General features: G+C 55.9%; 14 protein-coding genes and 7 tRNA genes. All 21 read left to right on the forward strand.

Annotation, left to right across the window (positions count from 1 at the left end):
- Positions 1-1,142: 1,142 nt before the first annotated feature.
- Entirely contained in the window at positions 1,143-2,435 is a 1,293-nt protein-coding gene (locus EDC14_RS05595; protein ID WP_165907815.1) for an ABC transporter substrate-binding protein, read from the forward strand.
- Positions 2,436-2,943: 508 nt separating this feature from the next.
- Positions 2,944-3,825 carry a carbohydrate ABC transporter permease gene (locus EDC14_RS05600; protein ID WP_207930709.1) on the forward strand — a complete coding sequence of 294 codons (882 nt, stop codon included), beginning with the start codon at positions 2,944-2,946 and terminating at the stop codon, positions 3,823-3,825.
- A gap of 35 nt (positions 3,826-3,860) precedes the next feature.
- On the forward strand, positions 3,861-4,727 hold the full coding sequence (locus tag EDC14_RS05605) for a carbohydrate ABC transporter permease (RefSeq protein ID WP_243662819.1): 867 nt from the start codon (positions 3,861-3,863) through the stop codon (positions 4,725-4,727).
- Between the two features lie 23 nt (positions 4,728-4,750).
- Complete coding sequence (locus EDC14_RS05610; RefSeq protein ID WP_132013277.1) at positions 4,751-5,908, forward strand: Gfo/Idh/MocA family protein; 1,158 nt, start codon at positions 4,751-4,753, stop codon at positions 5,906-5,908.
- 17 nt (positions 5,909-5,925) lie between these two features.
- Positions 5,926-7,014 carry a Gfo/Idh/MocA family protein gene (locus EDC14_RS05615; protein WP_132013278.1) on the forward strand — a complete coding sequence of 363 codons (1,089 nt, stop codon included), beginning with the start codon at positions 5,926-5,928 and terminating at the stop codon, positions 7,012-7,014.
- A gap of 679 nt (positions 7,015-7,693) precedes the next feature.
- Entirely contained in the window at positions 7,694-8,830 is a 1,137-nt protein-coding gene (locus EDC14_RS05620; RefSeq protein ID WP_132013279.1) for a PrsW family intramembrane metalloprotease, read from the forward strand.
- Between the two features lie 2 nt (positions 8,831-8,832).
- Entirely contained in the window at positions 8,833-10,479 is a 1,647-nt protein-coding gene (locus tag EDC14_RS05625) for a B12-binding domain-containing radical SAM protein (RefSeq protein ID WP_165907816.1), read from the forward strand.
- A 360-nt stretch (positions 10,480-10,839) separates the two neighbouring features.
- Positions 10,840-12,537 (forward strand): ribosomal protection-like ABC-F family protein, encoded by a 1,698-nt coding sequence (gene abc-f, locus EDC14_RS05630; protein WP_132013281.1) that lies wholly within the window; start codon positions 10,840-10,842, stop codon positions 12,535-12,537.
- A gap of 598 nt (positions 12,538-13,135) precedes the next feature.
- A complete protein-coding gene (locus EDC14_RS05635; RefSeq protein WP_132013282.1) occupies positions 13,136-13,564 on the forward strand; it encodes a Mini-ribonuclease 3 in 429 nt (142 codons plus the stop codon).
- Positions 13,551-14,249 (forward strand): FAD-dependent thymidylate synthase, encoded by a 699-nt coding sequence (gene thyX / locus EDC14_RS05640; RefSeq protein WP_132013283.1) that lies wholly within the window; start codon positions 13,551-13,553, stop codon positions 14,247-14,249. Before EDC14_RS05635 ends, thyX begins: the two co-directional genes overlap by 14 nt.
- 49 nt (positions 14,250-14,298) lie before the next feature.
- Positions 14,299-15,042, forward strand: a complete 744-nt coding sequence (gene rlmB / locus EDC14_RS05645) for a 23S rRNA (guanosine(2251)-2'-O)-methyltransferase RlmB (RefSeq protein ID WP_132013284.1) — start codon at positions 14,299-14,301, stop codon at positions 15,040-15,042.
- A complete protein-coding gene (locus tag EDC14_RS05650; protein ID WP_132013285.1) occupies positions 15,039-16,760 on the forward strand; it encodes a M1 family aminopeptidase in 1,722 nt (573 codons plus the stop codon). Before rlmB ends, EDC14_RS05650 begins: the two co-directional genes overlap by 4 nt.
- A gap of 195 nt (positions 16,761-16,955) precedes the next feature.
- Positions 16,956-17,615, forward strand: a complete 660-nt coding sequence (gene sigH / locus EDC14_RS05655; RefSeq protein WP_279388731.1) for an RNA polymerase sporulation sigma factor SigH — start codon at positions 16,956-16,958, stop codon at positions 17,613-17,615.
- Between the two features lie 211 nt (positions 17,616-17,826).
- A tRNA-Tyr gene (locus EDC14_RS05660) sits at positions 17,827-17,912 on the forward strand.
- 21 nt (positions 17,913-17,933) lie between these two features.
- Positions 17,934-18,009 (forward strand) — tRNA-Met (locus EDC14_RS05665).
- A gap of 32 nt (positions 18,010-18,041) precedes the next feature.
- Positions 18,042-18,117, forward strand: a tRNA-Thr gene (locus EDC14_RS05670).
- A 66-nt stretch (positions 18,118-18,183) separates the two neighbouring features.
- Positions 18,184-18,269: transfer RNA gene (locus EDC14_RS05675), tRNA-Tyr, on the forward strand.
- 21 nt (positions 18,270-18,290) lie between these two features.
- A tRNA-Met gene (locus tag EDC14_RS05680) sits at positions 18,291-18,366 on the forward strand.
- A gap of 32 nt (positions 18,367-18,398) precedes the next feature.
- A tRNA-Thr gene (locus EDC14_RS05685) sits at positions 18,399-18,474 on the forward strand.
- 82 nt (positions 18,475-18,556) lie between these two features.
- Positions 18,557-18,632 (forward strand) — tRNA-Met (locus EDC14_RS05690).
- A 252-nt stretch (positions 18,633-18,884) separates the two neighbouring features.
- Positions 18,885-19,069: GTP-binding protein (locus tag EDC14_RS05695; RefSeq protein WP_243662820.1), on the forward strand; the 185-nt coding region annotated here is incomplete at its 3' end.

The raw sequence follows: 19,069 nt of genomic DNA on the forward strand, positions 1-19,069 counted from the left end.
AGTGAGCATGCGCAGTAACTGAGTGAGCATGCGCAGTAACTGAGTGAGCATGCGCAGTAACTGAGTGAGCATGCGCAGTAACTGAGTGAGCATGCACAGTAACTGAGCGAGCATGCGCGGTGAGTGAGCGAGCATCTTGAATGATTCCGGATGGATCTTTGGGAGCAAAAGGAACATGCGTACTCACCGGGGGATATTTTCCGGGATGAAATCGGAGCCGGGGAAGGATTCCGGTTCCGCCAAAGGCTTTGCTTTTGTTTTATCCGGGATTGTTTTATAAAAATTTACATCTAAAAGCCATGTGATAAAGTCCTCAAATTCGAAAATCACTCTTTCAAAGGATTAAAAATCGACTTTATCACTTGCTTTTCTGAGCTTTTGTGTTCACCCTGGCCTTCGGCCGGGGTTTATCACAACGCTTCTAAAAGCCATGTGATAAAGTCTCTTTTTAGTTCGACTCGACTTGTCAACAGATTTAAAGCGACTTTATCACTTGCTTCTCTGAGCTTTTGTGAACGCCCCGACCTTCGGACGGGGTTTATCACAACGCTTCTAAAGATTGTCCAATATCTGCTAAAGAATGTCACTAACTCTTTTCATGGCATTCTTCTATAATAAAGGTAACAAATTTTTAATCATATTGTCACATTGCCGCGGGGAAGGAGGTTTGCTTTAAAAACGCTGGGATAAAGCATTTGCGAAAGCGTAAGCGGCTTTGTTCGCCAAAAGTGCGGTGAGGCGTTCGCGCTTTTCACTTCAAACCCGTCAACGCTTTCGCAAAATGCTGTTAAGTTACTTCGCGGGCTTTTTCACTTGCTTCGAAAGAATCGTTGTGACCCTTCCGGTTTGCCGGTTTATCACAGTCTTTTAACCAATCGCCGATACAGCATTTTGATAAAGCGTAAACGGCTTTCGCAAAATGCTGTAATGAGTTCAGCTTACCGAGAGAATTGCATAATTTATCTTTTGTCCACAACATATTGATAGGTATATCCGGGCTTTGCACCATATATTTGTGGTCGCAGGGTCGTTAAGGTAATTATGCAATCCTCTGTCCCCCCTGTCTACACAAAAAGCTACTGAACACCCCGATGATTCAAACCGGGGAAATTTCTGGAAAGAGAAGGGAGTCTTTGAAGAAGATGTTCAAAAAGATGGTATGGAGCTTGACTTTGATCTTGGCGCTGGGGATGGCGATCATCCCGGCCTTTGCGGCGCCGGTGACGATCCAGTATGCGTTTTGGGGCAATCCGACCGCCATCGGGGTGGAGAAAGATATCATCGATGAGTTTGAAAAGACGCATCCCAATATCAAAGTGACTCCGGTGGCGATCGCCTATAACGATTACCACCAAAAAATACTGACCTTAATGGCGGGCGGTCAGGCGCCGGATGTCATGCGGATCGACTCGTACTTTTTCTCCGATTTCATGCGTTCCAAGGCCTTAAAGGACATTACCAAGTTTATCAAACGGGATAAGGTCAATCTGGACGCCTATTATCCAAGCGGCTTGATCGACAGTATGTACAAGGGCCGTTACTATGGCCTGCCCTGGGGAACCGCGCCGATTTTCATGGTCTTGAACAACAAGATGTTTCAAGACGCCGGTTTAGCGATGCCCTCTTTTGATTGGACTTGGGATGAATTCGTCAAGTATTGCAAAGCGTTATCCAAAGACCAAGGCGCGGGTCGGCAATACGGTTTTGGCGATGGGTTTGGCGCGGGGGGAGGAAGCTTCTCTTCCATTTTGCCGTTCGTCTGGATCAACGGCGGCGATCTTTTTGATAAATCCCGCACCAAATTTACTTTGGATCAACCGGCAAGCACCAAGCAGATCCAGGCGGTGGCCGATCTGATCAAACAAGGCGTATTCGCCGAGCCTTCCCAACTCACCTCGGCGGAAGTGGTCAATCGTTGGCAGGTGAATAACAAGATCGCGATGCGGCTTGGTTCCGCGCTCGAATTGTTGTCGCTGCAGCAGTTTGATAATTTCGCCTTCTCCATTTATCCATTCCCCAGCAAAGGCAAATACACCAAAACCACCATTGTCAAATCCAACACCGTCGGTATCAGTTCTTCTTCCAAAAACGTTGACGCGGCATGGGAATTCCTGAAATTCCTGCGGGCGCCCGGCCAATCCGGCGAGACATTATACATGAAGGCCAAGCGGGTGCCGCCGTCGGTCGATGATCCCGAATTATGGAAGTTATATGCCGACCCGAATAAATACCCGAAAAACATCGCCGAATCCGCCAAAGCCATCGCCGGTGTGAAACACTCGCATACCTTGCCGTTGCGTCCCGGATGGATGGAGGTTCAAGGAGCATTAGTCCCGGAGTTCCAGAAGGTGTTTAGCGGGCAAATCACAGCGCAAGCCGCCATGAAAGGGATCGCGCCGCGGATTAAAGAGATTTTAAACCGTACCGCGAAATAAAAATGACCCTTGTAACAAAGTTCGTTTGATCCGGCAGCCCTGATGAAGAGGAAACGGGGACGGTAAAGGAGGGGGAAATGCACCCCTCCTTTCATAATAATATGGGGAAGGCGATGGGTTGTCAGCTTTGCAGCGTCCCGTGATGCATTGGGCGAATCGCTTGCGCGGATGCTTTTGGAGTATTCCAAGCGGGCGACAAGCAGTTTGTTGCCGTTTTGTTCCGGGAATGTTGACAAAAACTGGCCTCTAAAGATTGTCCAATGGATGCTAAAGAATATTCTAACTACTGTCGGACAATTCTTTTATAATAAAAATAACCGAATTGTAACGGCGTTTTTATTTTTGCATAAGAAGGAGGGTGCTTTTCATCAATCCCACGATTCAGCGGATATAGCATTTTGAAACGGCTTTGTTCGCGCTTTGCGCTCCAAACCCGTCAACGCTTCGCGAAATGCTGTATAGACTCCAAACCATTATTCGGACATTTGATTGTAACGGAGGTTAAGTGATGAAATCGAAAACGCCCGCCGCTCAGGAGGCCATGGCCGGCTACCTGTTTTTGACTCCGAATTTGATCGGCTTTTTAGTATTCTTCGTTTTTCCGGTCCTCGGTTCCTTGTGGGTCAGTTTTAACGATTGGAATCTGTTGACGCCGCCGGCTTTTATCGGCGCAAAAAATTATCAAACGCTGCTGACGGATAATCTTTTCTGGCAGACGCTATGGAATACGTTTTACTTCTCGGTTTGCAGCGTGCCGTTGAGCATTGGGTTGTCATTAGTGTTGGCCATTTTTTTGAATCAGAAAATTCACGGGATCAATTTTTTCCGGGCCGCTTTCTTTTTGCCCACGATCTGTTCGGTGGTTTCCATCGCCTTGATCTGGCAATGGCTGTTCGATTTCCAAACCGGTCTGATCAATCACGTATTGAGCTTCATTAAATTAGGCCCTTTTCCCTGGATTAATTCACCGGCGTGGGCGATGCCCAGCGTCATCATGGTGGCGGTCTGGCGGAATATCGGACTGAACATGGTAATCTTCCTGGCCGGACTGCAGGGCGTCCCGGCGGAGATGTACGAAGCCGCCAAGATCGACGGGGCGAACGCCTGGAAGATGTTTTGGAACGTGACTTGGCCGATGGTCTCGCCGACCACTTTCTTTGTCACGGTAACCTCGATGATCAATTCCTTTCAGGTGTTTGACGTTACGACGGTGATGACCAACGGCGGACCGGCGAACGCCACCAATACCTTGGTAATGCTCATCTATCAGCATGCCTTCCAGTTCTTCCGGATGGGGTATGCCTCGGGGATCGCTTATATTCTTTTCGGAATCGTCCTGATTTTGACCATCGTGCAAACGGTCTCATCCAAAAGATGGGTTCATTATTAATCAATCATCATTAACCTGAGTGAGGTGCTGACACCGTGGCAGTTAAAACAGTAACTCCCGCCGGATACGATGCGAGACAGCAATTGGCCCGATTGAGAAAGATCATCGCCTATCTTGTATTGGGAATCGGTTCGATGATCATGATCCTGCCGTTCATTTGGGCGGTAGGAGCTTCATTGAAGACCTATAGCGAAATTTTCACGAATCCCTACAGCTTATTTCCCAAGCGTTGGATGTTCGGCAATTATCTCCAAGTTTTTAAAGTAGTGCCGTTTCACCTTTATTTTTTGAATACCCTGAAAATCACCTTCTTTTCGGTATTGGGAACGCTCATAACTTGTGCGGTGGCGGCGTACTCTTTTGCGCGGCTCCGCTTCCCGGGACGGGAGCAAATTTTCATGGCGTATTTGGCGACCTTGATGGTGCCCCGCCAGGTAACCTTGATTCCCACTTTTATCTTAATGAAATGGCTGGGGTTGCTCGACAACCATCTGTCGTTAATCTTGCCGGGCATGTTCAGCGCCTATGGAACGTTTTTATTGCGGCAGTTCTTTCTGACCATTCCCCATGAGCTGGAAGAGGCGGCGATCATCGACGGCTGCGGGTTTTTCCGCCGGTTCAGCCTGATTATCATCCCCTTGGCCAAACCGGCCCTGGCGACGCTGGCGATTTTCACCATGATGAACCAATGGAATGATTTTCTGTACCCGATGGTTTTTCTCAACTCGGAGCAAAACCGCACCTTAACGTTGGGGCTTTCAATCTTCCGCGGTGATGTGGATGTCCAATGGAACCTGCTGATGACCGCGGCCACGCTTTCGCTGGTGCCCGTGGTGGCGGCGTTTCTCTCCGCCCAACGCTTCTTTGTGGAAGGAATCGCCATGACCGGACTGAAAGGATAAAAAACGACAAGGAGAGGATAGTCATGATTCGAGTAGCGGTGATTGGTTGCGGTAATATATCCAGCCAGCACATCGAGGCCTATCTGGCGTTCCCGGAACGGTGCAAAATTGTGGCGCTAGTGGATATTTATCCGGAAAAGGCCCAAAAAAGAGCGGAGGAGTTTGTGCCGGACGCGGAGATCTTCGATGCCCACGAGGCGCTGCTGGGCCGGGACGATATTGACCTGGTCAGCGTCTGTACTCCGCCTTACACCCATAAGGAGATTACGGTTAATTTCTTAAAAGCCGGCAAAAACGTCATTCTCGAAAAGCCGATGGCAGCCTCGCTCGAGGAATGTGATGAGATCATCAAAGCGCAGCAGGAGAGCAAACAGACCTTATCGGTGATTGCCCAAAACCGGTTCCGGACCCCGATCATGAAGCTCAAGAAAACGTTGGATTCCGGCCTGATTGGCGACGTGGTCCATGCGCAGGTGGATTCGTTCTGGTGGCGCGGTCATTGTTATTACGATTTATGGTGGCGGGGCACCTGGGAGAAGGAAGGCGGCGGCTGTACCCTCAACCACGCCGTGCATCATATCGATATGCTCAGCTGGATGATGGGATTGCCCCAGGAGATCACGGCGGTGCTCGGCAACACCTCGCATGACAACGCCGAGGTGGAGGACCTGTCGGTGGCGATCCTGAAGTACGCGGGCGGGGCCTTGGGCCAGATCACCAGTTCCGTGGTTCATCACGGCGAGAAGCAGCAGCTGATCTTCCAGGGCAAGAAAGCCCGGATCTCCGCTCCTTGGGAATTGTATGCCTCCCGTTCCAAGAGCAACGGTTTCCCCGAAGAGGATAAAGAGGTCGAAGCGGAGATTCAAGCGTATTACGATAGTCTGCCCGAGGTTCCCTACACCGCCCATACGGGACAGATCGAAAATGTGCTGACCGCGCTGGAGAATAAGACCGAACCCATGATCCAAGGCAAAGACGGCAAGGCTACCTTGGAGATCATCACCGCCATCTATAAGGCGGGCAGCACCGGCCAGCCCGTAAAACTGCCGCTGGCTAAAGACGACCCGTTCTACACGACTACGGGAATTCTGGCCCATGCAGTCCACTTTTATGAGAAGAAAACGTCCATTGAGAATTTTGCCGACGAGAAAATTTCGGTTGGCAGCGATTATAAGAAATGATTGGGAGGTAAGGCGTGATGCCGAATGCAGATGGAATGAATTATGCTCCAAAGGGAAAGCCGCAACCCGTTTGTGAGCGCGGGGAATTTGTCTTTGCCGCCATGGCCCTGGACCATGGGCATATCTATGGGATGTGCAACGGCTTGACCGAGGCGGGAGCCGTTTTAAAATACGTTTATGACCCCGATCCCGCCAAAGTAGAGAAGTTTTGTAAGGCTTTTCCCGGCGTCAAGGTGGCCGCGAGCGAAGCGGAGATTCTCGAAGACAAGTCGGTCCGGATGGTGGCCGGCGCGGCAGTGACTTCCAAGCGGTGCGCCCTGGGCATGAAAGTCATGGACCACGGCAAGGATTATTTTACCGATAAGGCGCCCTTTACCACCCTGGAACAACTGGAGCAGGCCAGAGCCAAAGCCCGGCAGACCGGATTGAAATATGCCGTCTATTACAGTGAGCGGCTTCATGTGGAGAGCGCCGTGTATGCCGGCCAGTTGATCCGGGATGGCGCCATCGGGCGGGTGGTCCAGGTCATCGGCCTGGGGCCGCACCGCCTGAACGCCCCCTCGCGGCCGCAATGGTTTTTTGAGCGGGAGAAGTATGGCGGAATCCTCTGCGATATCGGGAGCCATCAGATCGAACAGTACCTGTTCTTCGCCGGCGTCAAGGAGGCGACGGTGGTCCGGAGCCAGGTGGCCAATCATGGGCATCCGGAATACCCGGAGCTTGAGGATTTCGGCGAGGCGCTGCTGGTGGGGGATAACGGCACCACCAACTACTTCCGGGTGGACTGGTTCACGCCCGATGGCCTGAGTACCTGGGGTGACGGCCGAACGGTGATCCTCGGCACCAAGGGTTACATCGAGTTGCGGAAATACGCGGACATCGCCCGAGACACTCAAGGGGACCATGTTTACCTGGTCGACCAGCAGAAAGAGTATCATTTCCCGGTCCATGGCCAAGTCGGCTACCCGTTCTTCGGCGAATTGATCCTCGATTGTCTGAACCGGACCGAGAGCGCCATGACCCAGGAGCATGCCTTCAAAGCCGCCGAACTGTGTTTGCAAGCGCAAAAGCAGGCAGTGGTGATTTGCCCCCAAAGCATAGCATGAGATGGCCACGGACCGGAACGGGGCTAGCCCCGTTCCGATCCGGGCGTTCCTAGGAGAGAGAAAAATACTCTAAGTTGAACCCCGGCCGATCGACGATCGGCCGGGGTTTTTTAAAAGCCATGTGATAAAGTCCTCAAATTCGGAAATCATCCTTTCAATGAACTAAAAACGACTTTATCACTTTCTTTTCTGAGCTTTTGTGTTCACCCTGGCCTTCGGACCAATGTCATCAAGCTATCGTCGAAAAATTTGGCTGACGAAATGGAACGCCGACCGGGCGATAAATCACCCGGCTACAAGGCGAAAGGACCTTGAAAGGCCCTAAAAAACGGGATGAAATATTCTGCTGAAAATTAGCCACGGAAGGGGCTGCGCGGAATACCATCCCTAGCCGCTTGCCTTTGAGCCGTCCTGGCTCGGACTTACGTCTTGTAGCCGGGGCATTCATGTCCCGGTTGGCCCGCATATTGTCTACAGTGTAGGCACCGTTGAAACTAAATTCCAAGATATGTAAATGGCTTGATGACATTGGCCTTCGGACAGGGTTAATCACAACGCTTTTCATGGGAGTACGAAAGACTTAGCGCCGGGCGGAAAGTTATGGTAGAATAATTGCAAACAAGTTGCGCGCGGCGTAACATCCCGGTCCGGCGGACCGGGTTTCTCAAAGGAGCGGCCCATGAAGCGATTGGAGCCCAATATTTTTGGTCCCGGCGCGGCGGCGCGGGTCCGCCTGATCAGCCCGATCATTGCCTTTTTGGGTTGTTGGGTGGCAGGATTGGCCCTGGCCGTGTTCGGCCTGGGGACCGAAAACCGCCTGGTTTTGCTGCTGGTAGGGATGACTCCGGCCGTGCTTTATTTGAGCTTCATCATGTATCTGGACCGTCGGGAACCGGAACCGCTGGAACTCATCGTCAAGCTCATGCTGTTGGGGGCGATCAGCGTTTTGCCGGCCTTAACGTTGGAGCTGGGCCTGGGAAAGCTGCCGTTTTTCGCGGTCCGGAACGGACTGGACAACCTGCGGGTGCTGTTTCTCAAGGTGGCCCCGGTCGAGGAAGCTTGCAAGCTGTTTCCGGCGTTGTTTTATGTCTGGCGGAGCCCCGATTTTAGCGAGGAGAACGACGGCATCGTCTATATCGGCGCCAGCGCTCTCGGCTTCGCCGCGGTGGAGAATATCCTGTTCGTCATGGCGGGCGGCTACAATGTCGGCATCTCCCGCGCTTTTACCGCCTTGCCGCTGCATACTTTCACCGGCGTGATGATGGGTTATTTCGTGGGAACGGCCCGCTTCGGGGAGCCGCGGCGGGTCCCGCGCCAGATTCTGAAAGGTTTCGGCTGGGCCATCCTGGTCCACGGCGCCTACAACGCGGTGGTGTCGCCCGGCTCCACCGCCGAATGGCTGCTTTTGCCGGCCGTCATCGGCCTCTTTCTGGCCGGCGCTTTCTTCTTATGGCACGGCCGGCGTCTATCGCGGCGGCGTTCCCGGGCCGCTCAGCCGGGGAGCGAGGACTGCCGGAACGAACCGCCGTCCGACGGCGGCGGGGCGTACCGTGGCGTCTGGAAGATCATCGCTTCCCGGTTCCTGATCGCCGCCTCGCTGGGACTCTGGGCGGTGCTGGTCGGCCTTTTCCGGGACGGCCGGCTCGCCTTGAAGTTCGACAGCCTGCTGGCCCTGGGGACCCTGGTGACTTTTCTGCCGGTCCTGGTCGGCCTGTTGTTGGAGATCTCGTATTACCACCATCACCATCGCGGCAACTGCCCGGTTGCGGCCGCAACCGGCCCGCCGGAGCGCGACGGAAAAGAAACGGAAGGTTGACCATGGCTTCAGAAAATTACCGGGTGTTGTTGATTAACCCCAGTTCCAACCAGTTCTATGTGCCCACGGCGTCGCTCGGCCTGTCCCGGATCGCCGCGGCGCTGCCGCAGCACGTCGCGGCGCAGGGGATGGATCTGAATGTATTCAAGTGGATCTTCGGCCTGGATGAACCCTCCATCCTGGCCACCATCGAAAACTACCTGCAAAAAGCGGCCCGGTTCCAGGCGCTGCCCGATCTGATCGGGCTCACCGTCTATCAGGAGACGCTGCCCCAGGCGGTGGCCATCGCCCGGCTGGCGCGGCGTTTCGGCGTGAATACCGTGGCCGGGGGGATCTACCCGACCCTCTTTCCCGACCGGATGCCGTTAGATTTCGACTTTCTGATCCGCGGTGCCGGCGAACGGCCCTTCGCCCAACTGGTGGCGTTGTTGGGAGGGGGCGCCTGCGGCTGCGGCGATCCGGCCCATGACCACGGGCATTCGTCCCACCGCCATCACCGCCATGAGGATGAGACCGTGGCCGGCCTGTCGCTGCACCCGGACGGCCGGACCTGGGTTCATACCGGACCGACCGCAGCGCCGCCGGAGATCGAAGGTCCGCTGCCGCGGCGGGCGATCTTTGACGAGTTCAACATGGGCTTTCACTATTATTCGGTGCGCATTCAAAGCTCGCAGGGCTGTCCCTACGCCTGTTCCTTCTGCGCCAATGCGCAGTTCGCGCGGAGGGAGTGGCGGCCCCGGCCGGACGCGGCGGTACTGGCGGAGGTCGAGGCGGCGCTGGGAGATCCGGCGGTCAGCGAGATCTGCTTCTCCGACGATCAGTTTCTGGGTTTCAGCCCCGCCGATTATCAGCGCGCCTACCGGATCCTGCGGGCGGTGGAGGAGATCAGCCGCTGCCGTAACCTCCGGGTCAATCTGCAGGTACGGGCGGATCATTTCGTCAAGGCCCTGGAGTGCCAGCCCGAACTGGCCGGGGTCATCCGCTCTCTGAGCCGTAATTTCATCGATTACGCGGCCAAAGTCAGCCGGAAGATCCACGGCCGGCCGGTGCGGGGATTCTCCCTGGACATCGGGGTCGAATCCTTCCTGGACGAGCGGCTGCGGGAATTCGCCAAAGGCCTGACCGCGGCGGAGAATCGCCTGGCGGTGGCCAAGGCCCGGCAGCTCGAGGTGGATCTGGGGCTGTACATGATCCTGTTCACGCCGGAGGTGACCCTGGAGCAGATCGAGCGGGAGTTCGCCAGCTACCTGGAGGTCTATCTCGACAGCGACATCTTCTCCAAAACGGCCTTTCTCGGCCTTTTCCAGGAACTCGTCCCCTATCAGGGCACGCCGGTACACCGCAGCCTGGCAGAAGCGGGCCGGCTGGTGGCGGCGGGGAACTTTACCGGCTTCCGCTTCGCCGACCTCCGGGCGGCCGCTTTTTACGTCCTCTACCGTTATCAGCTTGATTCCGGAGCGCTTGAGCCGGTTGAGGGCAGGGGGGCGCTGGTCGGAACCATCCGGACACTGCTGTTGCGCAGCCGCAGACTGGGGGAGGCCGAAGCGCTCCGGCCGCTGCTGGCGGGGGTGATCTGCGTGATGACCGACCGCTCCGAGCTGGAACGGGTCTACGGGCAACTGGCGGCCTATGAGGCAGGAACCATTTAACAACGGTTTTGGCTTGAACTTTGCGCGAAAACCGGGTACAATAGAACCAACGCTGGAGAAAGGTTGGTACTCGCCGATATGCGCATCATCTGACCGAGCTGCATAAAGCCAGGTTAGATGCATTCCCGAACAATGGGGAAGGCTTTTTTCGGATTGCCTTTCTGCTATACTATCCTCCTGTTTACGGTGGGCCATGGGAAGTGAATCTTGCCATGGCTTTTTTGCGCCGTTTTTCACGACTCGAAGCATTCATCGCGGTTTGCCGGTCCCTGCGGCTCAGGTTCGTCGCAAGGTTTGGGACGGCCGCGCTTTTTAAAGGCGCGGAAGCCGGCGGGGACGGAATTGGAGGAGGAATTGAACATGGGAAGCATGCGGGTGGAACACCTTTTCAAAGCATACGGGGACCGGACGGTCCTCGACGATATCAGTTTCGAGATCGCCGCGCCGCTCAAGGCGGGCTTGGTCGGGCGCAACGGCGCCGGCAAGACCACCCTCTGCCGGCTGCTGCTGGGGGAGATCCCGGCCGACGGCGGGACGTTGAAGCTCACCGGGAGTGTGGGCTACCTGCCCCAGCAGCCGGCGGATTTCGGCGGCACGCTGGCGCAGTTTTTGGAGCAGGATCCGGCCCCACGGATTCCCCGCGCCAAGCTCCTGCAGCAGGCGGGGCTGGCGGAGCGGTTGTTGCAGTCGGACTTCGCCACGCTGAGCGGCGGCGAGAAGACCCGCGCCGGACTGGCGCGGCTGCTGGCGGGGGAGCCGGAGATCATGCTCCTGGACGAACCCACCAACCACTTGGACCTGCAAGGCATCGAGTGGCTGGCCGAGTGGGTGGGCCGCTTCCCCGGGAACGTCCTGGTCATCTCGCACGACCGCTATTTCCTGGACCGGGTGGCCGGGGCCATCTTCGATCTGGAGGATGGCAAGATCCGCCGCTACAGCGGGAATTATTCCGCCTACGCCGCCCAAAAGCAGCTGGAGCGGGAGCAGGCCGATGAGGCTTATCAAGCGTACCGCCAGGAGAAGCGGCGGTTGGAGGAGGCTTACCGCCGCAAAATGGAGGAAGCCAACCGGATCACCAAGAAACGAGTCCATCGGGACGGAGTGGTGGCAAAAGGTCCTACCGATTTTTACGCCGGGAAGTCCAAAAAGGTGGCCCGCAACGCCAAGGCCATCGAAAAACGTCTGGAGCAGTTGGAACCCAAGGCCAGGCCCAAAGCTGACGTCTCGCTCCAGCTGGAGTTGGACGAGAAAACGGCGGCGCGCTCCCGGATCTTGGCCGAGGGGCGGGGGCTCCGCAAGCAGTATGGAACGCGGGCCATCTTGGACGGGGTCGATCTGTTGCTCCGGCGGGGCGGCCGGGTCGCCCTGACCGGAGCGAACGGCACCGGAAAGACCACCCTGCTGCGGCTGGTGGCGGGGGAGCTCCCGGCCGACGCCGGAGAGCTGCGGCTGGCCCCCAGCGTCCGGCTGGGCGTGATCGATCAGGAATCCAAGCTGCTGCGGGAGGAGAATACCATCCTGGCCGAGGTCGGGGCGGTTCAGCCCGATCGGGTCGCGGTGCGCAATCTCCTGGCCTGCCTGCTCTTCCGGGGCGACGACGTCCACAAGCCCATCGCCGTGCTGAGCCGGGGCGAACGGGTCCGGGTGAGCCTGGCCAAGCTGATCCTCTCCGGCTGCAATCTGTTGCTGCTCGATGAGCCCACCAACCATCTGGACCTCGCCTCCCGCGAGGCGGTGGAGGAGGCGCTGCTGGACTATCCGGGAACGCTGCTCTTCGTCTCGCACGACCGCTATTTCCTGAATAAGCTGGCGACCGAGGTCTGGCAGCTGGGGGAGGGCAAGTTGCGCGTTTTTCCGGGCGGCTTCCGGGAGTACGAGGCGGAACGGAACCGGCCGCGGCCGCTGGATCGTGAGGAACGGCTGCTGCTTGAACACAAGCTGGCGCGGCTGGCCGGGGAGTTGGCCGGCGCGGCCGAAGGGCAGCGCGAGGAATTGGAACGGGAGTATCTGGAGGCCGCCCAGGAGCTGCGGCGGCTGAAAGAGTTTGACAGGCCGTGATCCCGGTCGTTGTCGCCGGCCGTTTCATTATCATGGCAAATGCGGCGCAAACCGCCGCCGATCGTTTGGCTATCGAAAAAAGGATGGCGGCCACCGCCACCGCTCATTGAGTTGCTGAAACATCTGCGGCAGTCCTCGCCCTAGATTATTTTGTTACCGAATGAACGATGGCAGTTATTGCCGCAGTTCATTCGGTTATGCAAACAACTCCGGCGATAACCGCCGGAGTTCATTGTATAATAAAACAAGGACCTTTTGAAACGGAATATGGATGCGCTGGGCAGCTTCCACTTTTCCTCATCCTTTGCGTCTTCGCGCCTCTGCGGGAGATTGGGCTTATTGGTTGATAGCAAAGTGAACCAGGGCACCGCCAGAGATAGCGGCGTGGAATTGTGCAAACTGCGCCCCAATGCGTGACAAAGAGGCTGCCGTTCCGGCAGCTTAAATTTTTAATAAAACGCTAAAACAGCGGCCATCTTCGGCCGAATCGGGGAACCCTAAGAACGAAACATCGCGAAAACTAATTTCTCGGGCAGGAGATGCCAATTCATAGGGCGAATTTAAGTAAAAACACCACAAGGCGGTTTCCAAGACTGAAATGATTGAGCTGAAATTTCCGAATTTGACCCGGGTGAACCCGGATGAACTTTCCCCGGCGGTTTGGGCCTATATCGGGGACGCGGTCTATGAGCTTTTCGTCCGTCACCAGCTGGTGAGCGACGGCACGGCCAAGACGCAGCAGCTGCATAAGAAAGCCATCGCCAGAGTGCGTGCCAGTTACCAGGCTGATCTGGTGCGCCGGCTCGAACCGCTCCTGAGCGAGCGGGAGCAGGAGATCGTGCGGCGGGGCCGGAATGTGAAGAGCGGCCACGTGCCGTCCGGCAGCGATGTGCTCACCTATCGTTACAGCACCGCTTTTGAGGCATTATTGGGATACTTGTATTTGAGCGGCAGCCTCGACCGGCTGGAGGAGATCCTGGAGCTGGTCGGCGCGGCCCACGAAGGAGCGAACGATGTTAAAGGTTAAATTGTTGGCATATACGCCGGAGCCGGACCGGCTGGTGGCCGCGGCGGCGCGGCTTTGTTACTCGCCGGTCGGCGTGGACGAACTGTTGGAGAAGCTGACGCCGGAGCGGATGGAGCGGTTGTTGGGACAGCTCCGCGAGAGCGGGCATGATTCGCCGATCGAGCATGCCAGTTTTTCATTCGGCATCGAGGGGGTCAGCCGGGCGCTCACTCATCAGCTGGTCCGACACAGGATCGCCTCGTTTTCCCAGCAGTCGCAGCGCTATGTGAAGAACGGCGATTTCGAGACCATCGTCCCGCCGTCGGTGGCCCGGGACCCGGGAGCCCAAGCGGCCTTCACCGCGGCGATGGACCAGATCCGGACCGCCTACCGGGAGCTGCTGGCAGCGGGCATCCCGGCCGAAGACGCCCGGTTTGTGCTGCCCAACGCCTGTGAGACCAAGATCATGGTCACCATGAACGCGCGGAGCCTCATCAATTTCCTGGAGATCCGCGCCTGCACCCGGGCCCAGTGGGAGATCCGGGCGCTGGCCCTGGCCATGCGGGACGAATTGCGCCAGGTGGCGCCGTTGCTCTTCCGGCTCGCCGGGCCCTCCTGCGAGACCCGGGGCTATTGTCGGGAAGGAAAGATGGGCTGCGGCCGGGCGCCGGTCCTGGCGGAACTGCTGCGGCGCAAGGAAGTTTAATTAACGTATATCGCGAGGCTCTACAATACATAGATAAAGGAAGAATTCCATGGCTGACCAGATTGAAGGCAGAAATCCGGTGCTGGAGGCGCTCCGGGCCGGACATGAGATTACCAAGATCTATATTCAAAAGAACGAGACCCCAAGCGGCCCGCTCCGCGAAATCCTGGGCCTGGCGGAACGGCAGCGGATCCCGCTGCATCCGGTGGATCTTCCGGCATTGAACCGGATGGCTCAGACCCGGAACCATCAGGGAATCATTGCGGTGGCCGCCCAGTGGAAATACGCCACGCTGGAACAGATCCTGGAACGGGCCGCCGCCAAGGGGGAGCCGCCGTTCCTGCTCTTCCTGGACGGCGTGGAGGACCCGCAGAATCTGGGCTCGATCATCCGGACCGCCGAAGCTGCCGGAGTGCACGGCATCATCATTCCGGAACGCCGTTCCGCGGGCCTCTCCGGAGCGGTCTCGCGGGCCTCGGCCGGCGCCATCGAGTATGTGCCGGTGGCCCGGGTGACCAACCTGACTAAGACGGTGGAGGAATTGAAAAAGGCCGGAATCTGGTTCACCGGAGCGGAGATGGACGGCAAGGTCGAGTTCCAAAAGGCCGACCTGACCGGCCCCATGGGCCTGGTGATGGGCGGCGAGGGGAAGGGGATTTCGCGGCTGTTGGCTGAACATTGCGACCAGATCGTCCGTCTACCGATGTGGGGACGGATCAATTCTTTGAATGTCGCCGTAGCGACCGGGATCGTCCTCTATGAAGTGCGGCGGCAGCGAGCGGAGCGTCAATGAATCGGATGAACTTGGGCCGGCGGCCCAGGCGACTCATCATGGGGTCATCGGTACGGGCAGTGCTGTTTTTCCTGCGGTCCCGGTGGCCGGAGATCTGTAAAATAATATTGATCCTCGGCGCAATCTGCGGCGGGAGCGGTGCCGGGCTGGCGGCCGAGGCCATTCCGGACCTCGATTGGCTGGCCGGACAGACCGCGGTCAGCTTTCAAAGTTATCAGCTGCAGATTACCACGAGAGAATTGAGTAACCGGGTTACGGTGCAAGCCGAGGCCGATCTGCGCGTGACGGCCCGGGAGACCGACCGGTTTTACTTTTTATTGGCCGGTTATTACCAGGCGCAGTTGGAAGAAGTCAAGCTGGAGGGGAAGAACGTTCTTTGGCGCAAGCAAGCCGACGTCTACTGGATCGAGCTGCCCGACGCCAAAAAACGCGGCGATATACTGACGCTGAAAATGCGCTACAGCATCCTGCCCAAAAACGTCAGCCGGGCGGTGCCACTGGAGCTGAGCGGCGGCTGGTATCCCCGCGGCCTGCTGCCCGAGCCGGTCCAGGCCGAGATGGAACTGGTGGCGCCGCCCGGCTTTTTGGGGATCGGCAACGGCAACCTGAAAGGGATCCGGGCTTATCCTTTTCAACACTCCGGCTATGTCTGGCGGACGCTGCAACCCGTGACCGCGCTGGCCGCGACCATCGGCCGCTACCAGATCGCCTCGCGCCTGGTCCGGCAGAAGGCCTACCGGGTTTTTTACCTCCCCGGCCTCTCCAATTCCTTCCGGGACGATCTGGTGGGATACGCCGCCGATCTGGGCCAATTCTACCAGGATAAGTTCGGCGCGGCCGCTTTTAACGAGTTGTCGGTCGTGGTCAGCGACTTGAGTAATGAGGACAATTGCAACGGTTCCTTAGTGCTGCTGCATCTTCCGGGCAATAAGCAGTCCCGTTTCGTCTTTTTCAACCTGGCGCACGAGATCGCTCATTGCTGGTGGGGAAATCTGCTCTATCCCCGGAGCCTGCGCGACTGGTGGTTGGCCGAGGGTTTCGCCGGGTATTCCGGATATCTGGCAGTCGAACATTTCGCGCCGCCCGGCACCGGAGCGGCCCAGGCCGCCCGCAAACTGCTGGAGAAGTGGCGTCTGGATTACCAGAAAAGCTACCAAAGCCGTAGAGCCGCCCAAATTTCCGAGCTGTCCCTGGCTGAATTGAGCCCCTACGACCTCCAATATCAGCTGCTCTATCACAAGGGAGCGTATGTGTTGCACATGGTCCGGCGGACCTTGGGCGAGGCGAAGTTTGGCGACTATTTGCAGGAGTTCGTCAAACGCTATGGTGGAAGCGGCGCGGGGATCCGGGACTTCACGGAGCTGGGCGTGGAACTGTACGGAGCCCAGCTGTTGGAGTTCTACCGGCAGTGGGTTTACTCATCCGGCTGGTACAACCTGGCGTTGCGGAACGTCAAGGTCCGGTCCTACCAAGGCAAGTACGCCGTGTCCTTTGTGATGGCCAACACCGGCCAGCTGTACCTCCCGGAAACGGTGGATTTTGAAATAATTACCGCCAGGGAAACTTTCGCCGAAACCTTGTCTTTTAAGCAAGTTAATGTTACAATTCAGAAAATGTTGTCGGCCAAGCCCAAAAAGATTATCCTCAACCCCAGGTATAACATCTTAGAGCCGGCTATCGCCGATAATGTCTGGACCAACCGCTTCTTCAAACGGTAGCGGCGGGATTGCTCATTCTTAAAGTGATACGAACGTGGCATTGCAGAAAACACGCATCATTGCTTGGGGAAAAAGCGCATTCCCTTGACGTTGAAATCACAATTATTGTATAATAATGCTAATGTGAATTGGACAAGTACGCGATGTATTCGTAGCCGAGCCAGTATCAAAATAACATCTGGAGGCGAGTTTAACGTGGGAGCAAAACCCCAAAGAGAAGCAACAGAGATCTATGATGAGATGCTGGATGAAACGATTGTTGAAGCTGCCCGCGAAGGCGACGATGCCGCTCAAGAGTATCTGATCAATAAATATAAAAATTTTGTACGAGCCAAGGCCCGTTCCTATTTTTTAATCGGAGCGGATCGCGAGGATATCATCCAAGAAGGAATGATCGGCCTTTATAAAGCCATCCGGGATTTTCGCAATGATAAACTGGCCTCCTTCAGAGCTTTTGCCGAACTTTGCATCACCCGTCAGATTATCACCGCGATTAAGACGGCCACCCGGCAGAAGCATATCCCGTTGAATTCTTATGTGTCGTTAAACAAGCCGATCTATGATGAGGAATCGGATCGGACGTTGTTGGACGTTCTGTCCGGGTCCAAGGTTTCCGATCCCGAGGAATTGGTGATCAGCCGGGAGGAATTTGTCGATATCGAGCATAAGATGGGGGAGTTCCTGAGCGATTTGGAATGGAAGGTTTTGATGTCCTATTTGGACGGCCGTTCGTACCAGGAGATCGCCAAGGATCTACGCCGTCACGTGAAGTCCATTGACAACGCATTGCAGCGGGTCAAACGCAAGCTGGAACGTTACTTGGAAAAACGCGAGGAGACCTGTTACGTAAAATGAGCAGGAGCCTTCCTTCGGGAAGGTTTTTATTTTTTCGACGCTAATCTTCAAACGACCTCGCCGAATGATGCGTTCAAGGTGCGCGGGTCCCAGGAAAAGTTCAAAAATCAGTTTGCCTGGAAGATTGGTTGAAAAAGGAATCAAAAAACAATTGACATAGGCTGCATTTTTTATTATAATCATATCTGCGTCCGAAAGACGGACTGGTTTTGGAGGGGTTCCCGAGCGGCCAAAGGGGGCAGACTGTAAATCTGTTGGTTGACGCCTTCGAAGGTTCGAATCCTTCCCCCTCCACCATAAAACATCCATTGGTTATATCGCGGGGTGGAGCAGTTGGTAGCTCGTCGGGCTCATAACCCGGAGGCCGGAGGTTCAAGTCCTTCCCCCGCAACCAAAATAAAATTGAATCAGCCCAATCGAGCACACGCCCACATAGCTCAGTAGGTAGAGCGCATCCATGGTAAGGATGAGGTCACCAGTTCAATTCTGGTTGTGGGCTCCATCATTCTTCTCGAACGGGTTTTTTTATCCGCTGAATAGCGTGAACGAATTCAATAAGCTTTTCGATGGAGGGGTTCCCGAGCGGCCAAAGGGGGCAGACTGTAAATCTGTTGGTTGACGCCTTCGAAGGTTCGAATCCTTCCCCCTCCACCATAAAACATCCATTGGTTATATCGCGGGGTGGAGCAGTTGGTAGCTCGTCGGGCTCATAACCCGGAGGCCGGAGGTTCAAGTCCTTCCCCCGCAACCAAAATAAAATTGAATCAGCCCAATCGAGCACACGCCCACATAGCTCAGTAGGTAGAGCGCATCCATGGTAAGGATGAGGTCACCAGTTCAATTCTGGTTGTGGGCTCCAGAAATTTTCGTTGGCCGCGACAAAAGCGGTTCTTTATCGGAGAGACGGTTCATACTCATATATTATCGTGAAGGTTTCCTATCGCGGGGTGGAGCAGTTGGTAGCTCGTCGGGCTCATAACCCGGAGGCCGGAGGTTCAAGTCCTTCCCCCGCAACCAATCGAAGATGCAACCGTCGATGATCCCCCTAGCGGATATCGGCGGTTTTTATCTTTTATCAGCGATGACGGACCCGGATTGACGAAAAACCCTTTTTAACAGCTTTTTTGGGTTTTGTCACCGGTGTAAGCGGAAACATGAAGATAAACTATTTATGCATTTTTCTGTGAAAGAAGGAATATTAGTTTCCTTGTAGAATTAAAAGCGTGTTTATGATTAATAATACCTTTGTTATTTAAAGGAGGAACTTGAATGGCAAAGCAGAAGTATGAACGGACCAAACCGCACGTAAATATCGGAACGATTGGTCACGTTGATCATGGCAAAACGACAACGACGGCAGCGATCACGCTCGTGTTATCGAAAGCAGGGAAAGCGAGTTTTGTGAAGTTCGACGAGATCGACAAAGCGCCGGAGGAAAAGGAACGCGGAATCAC

The organism is Hydrogenispora ethanolica, from assembly GCF_004340685.1.
Lineage (GTDB): Bacteria > Bacillota > UBA4882 > UBA8346 > UBA8346 > Hydrogenispora > Hydrogenispora ethanolica.